The organism is Streptomyces nanhaiensis, from assembly GCF_046614825.1.
GTDB lineage: Bacteria > Actinomycetota > Actinomycetes > Streptomycetales > Streptomycetaceae > Streptomyces > Streptomyces radiopugnans.
This window is the reverse complement of sequence record NZ_JBKJFM010000276.1, coordinates 1-3,562: the sequence shown is the minus strand read 5'-3', so window position 1 is coordinate 3,562 and position 3,562 is coordinate 1. Positions and strand designations below refer to the sequence as shown.

General features: G+C 74.6%; 2 protein-coding genes. One reads left to right on the top strand and one right to left on the bottom strand.

The window, feature by feature from the left end; translation table 11 throughout:
• A partial coding sequence (locus ACLIYP_RS29685) for an SCO7613 C-terminal domain-containing membrane protein (protein WP_412716172.1) occupies positions 1 to 621 on the top strand: 621 nt, incomplete at its 5' end.
• Between the two features lie 115 nt (positions 622 to 736).
• Here the strand turns inward: ACLIYP_RS29685 and ACLIYP_RS29680 are convergent.
• A complete protein-coding gene (locus tag ACLIYP_RS29680; RefSeq protein ID WP_412716173.1) occupies positions 737 to 3,421 on the bottom strand; it encodes an exo-rhamnogalacturonan lyase family protein in 2,685 nt (894 codons plus the stop codon).
• Positions 3,422 to 3,562: the final 141 nt, after the last annotated feature.

Below are 3,562 nucleotides of genomic sequence, written 5' to 3'. Positions count from 1 at the left end.
GCCGTCGCAGCCGCGGCCGTCGCGCTGACGGTCGCGGAGCCCGTCGCGCTCTCCCTGGCGCTGGCCCTGTGCGGGGTGGCGGCGGGGGGCGTGGCGCTGCGCGCGGAGCGCCGGCCGGTCGCGGCGTACGCCGGGGGCGTGCTGCTGGTACTCGCCTGGTGGGTGCGGCTGGGGAGCTGGGAGGTGACCTCGCCGGAGGCGTACACCCTGCCGGTCACGATCCCCGCGCTGGCCGTCGGCCATCTGCACCGGATCCGGCCGGAGGTCTCCTCCTGGGCGGCGTACGGCCCCGGGCTGGCGACGACGCTGGTGCCGAGCCTGGTGGCGGTCTGGCTGGACACCCACTGGCTGCGCCCGCTGCTGCTGGGCACCGCCGCGCTCGCCCTGACGGTGCTGGGCGCGCGGTCGCGGCTGAAGGCCCCGCTGCTGCTGGGCGGGGGCACCGCCGCGCTGGTCGCCGTGCACGAACTGGCCCCCTACGTCGTCCAGGTGGCCGGGCTCCTCCCCAGGTGGGCGCCGCCGGCCGCCGCCGGCGTGCTGCTCCTGGCCCTCGGCGCGACCTACGAGCGGCGGCTGCGGGACGCGCGGCGGCTGCGCCGCGCGGTGGGCCGGATGCGCTGACGGTCCGGCGGCCGCGGCCGTCACGGAAGAAACAGGAGCAGCGGAAGCAGGAGCGGGAACGGGGCCGGGCCGGGGCGGACGGGAGCCTGGACCGTCCGCCCCGGTCCGGCCGGCCTCACTCGGGGAGGAGGTCCCCGATCAGGGCGAGGTTCTGGATGGCGGCCAGGCCGTACAGGGCGGTGGTGTTGGTGTCCACCCAGGCGGCCCCGCTGCCCTCGACCAGGGCCATGGGCCCGCTGATCCTCTCCGTCTTCCAGGGGGAGGACTCGCTGTAGCCCCAGGCGTCCTTGGTGAAGAACTCCCGCCAGGCCCGGGTGCCGTACTTCTCCCGCTCGTCCTTCAGCCGGGAGGCCGCGTAGGCGGTGAGGCGGGAATGGCCCTGCTGGAGGATGAGGTTGGTGGCGTAGCCGCCGAGTTCGGCCTGCTGCTCGGCCCGGGTGGCGCCGTAGAGGCGGCAGTACTGGAGCCAGGCCTCCTCGAAGCCCTCCACGTCGGTGAGGTGGATCAGCTCTGCGCAGATCTCCACCTGCCCGAACATCGCGCTCAGATGGCTCATCGAGACCTTCTTCTCGGCCTCGGCGAACTCCCCGGTCCCGATGTCGTAGCGGCCCTCGCCGGTGCAGAACCCGTTGGGCATCCGCGCGATGGTGCGCATGGTGGCCTTCAGCTTCTTCTCGGCCCTCTCCGCCTCGGGGCCGCGGCGCTCCCACTCGGTGAGCCAGGCGGCGGCCAGCCCGCTCCAGTCGGTGCCCAGCCCGATGCCCAGCGCCCGGGGGTCGGGCTCGTAGGGCTCGGTGCGGATCTTGCGCAGCGGGTCGAGGGCGAGGAAGGTCTCGTCGGAGTCGACCAGGGCGTGCATCAGGTCGCCGCAGCGCTCGTCGGCGGTGAGGAAGTAGTACGGGCGGCGGTAGACGGCGGTGGAGATGCGCTGCTGCTTGGCGCTGTCGGCGTAGTGCTGCACGCCGTGGCGGGTGCCGAGCCCGGCCCACTTGCCCAGGTGGTAGACGTCTACCTCGCCGGTGTGGCGGGTCATGGCCTCGGCGAAGCGGAAGACGTCGGCGCGGCCGGAGCGCAGGTAGGCGTACCACAGCCACAGGTCCGGGGAGAGCTCGGAGTTGTCCCAGGCGTAGCCGCCGACGTCGTAGCGCCACTGGTGCCGGTCCGCGTCGTAGGTGTGCATGATGTCGCCGTAGTCCCAGAAGCCGTACCAGCGGCGCTGCTCCACCTGGTCGCGGTAGTAGTCGAAGAGGAAGTCCAGGTGGTCCTCCAGCCTCGCCTTCGCGGGTGTGGAGCGGTCGACGGGGGCGAACAGGGCGCCGAGGACTCCGGCGGCGGCCAGGTGCGCGGGCGGGGCGGCCAGTTGCGGCGGGGTCTGCACGGCCTCGGCCTGGCGGGCGAGGGTCTCGGCGGCGGGGGTGGCGGCGTTGGCCCAGAACATCAGCTCGCTGGTGCGGGCGATGCCGTAGGGGGTTCCGAAGCCGGGCTCGTAGTCCTCGTAGGTGATGTTGAGGCCCTCGAGCTGCTCGGCGTGGGTGTCCTGGCCCATGCCGTCGTGGTAGAAGCGCAGGTCCATCGGCTGCGCCTCGGGTGACCACAGCCAGAGGGTGACCTCGGCCTCGTCCGTGGCGGCGCCGCGTACGTCGAGCTGGGCGGGGTGCTTGCGCCAGAAGTCGCGCAGCCCGAAGGAGAGTCCGCCGCCGACCCCGCCGACGTAGCCGAAGCCCGAGGCGCGGCGCCCGCCTCCCGCGGCGATCCAGCCGTGGCCGGGCTTGGTGCGCTTGCGCACGGTGAAGCCGTCGGCGGAGAGCTGGGCGAGGGTGTAGTCGCCCCAGGTGGGGACGAGGTGCAGCCGGCTGGTGACACGCTGGTCCCAGGTGGCGGGGTCGGGCAGCCTCTCGCCCCTGACCTGCTTGGCGCGGACCTCGGCGCCGGGGTCGCGGCGCAGTCCGGTGACGCCCCTGACCGCCTCCGACAGCAGACCGCGGCCCTCGCCGCCGAGGCGGATGTGGCGGTCGTGGTGCTCGTCGCGCATGGGCACGGTGAAGCGCACGCCGAGGCCGCGGACGAAGTCCTCGTGCTCGTCGCCGTCGAAGGTGACGGTGTGCAGCATCCGGAAGGCGTCGGAGCCGGCGTGGAAGTACAGGCGGACGGAGAACGGCAGCCAGCCGCGGTTCCCCCGGCGGTGCCTGCCGTCGACGCGGACCACCGCGCGGACGGGGCCGTCCTGTTCGACGGCGACCTTCTCGATGTCGCCGTCGAAGCGCTGCCACTTCTGCGTGCCCTGGTCGCCGTCGTCGATCCTCCCCTGGCGGAGCAGGACCAGGCGGCCGTCGCGGGCGATCTCGGTGGAGCCCCGGCGCACCGACTTCACCAGGGATCCGCCGTCCCCGCCGATGCGGGCGGTGACGGTACCGGTGTCCACCACGACGTCGCCGCCTTTGCGGGTGACGGTGAGGGCCCTGGCGGGTGCGGCGGGCGCGTCGCCGGGGGTGAGGCGGTAGGAGGCGGCGTTCCCGGCCTCGGGGCCGACCGCGTGCGCGGTCCACTTCAGGGTGCCGTCGGGCCAGTACGCGGTGGGCCAGGTCTGGACGGGGACGGCGGTGCCGTCCGCGGCGCCGAGCGAGAAGGGGGTGCCGGCCTTCAGGGCGCCCATGGGCCAGGGCACTCCGAAGGTGTTGCCGGGGGCCTCGCCGAGGCCGCCGTCCTCCAGCCAGGTGATCTCCACCGGGCCGTCGGCCCCCCTGGTGCCGGTGGCGGCGCCGGCCGGGCGGGCCGCGTGGGCCGGGGTCCCGCCGAGCAGCCGGGAGGCGTGGGCGGCGGCGCCGGCGGCATCTCCCCGGCCGGGAGGCGGCGTTACGACGTTCTCGAACCCCCCCGCGTATACGGTGCGGCGGGTCCGCCGCACCCCCCGGGCCCGCCCCCTGTACCGGCGCACACTCCA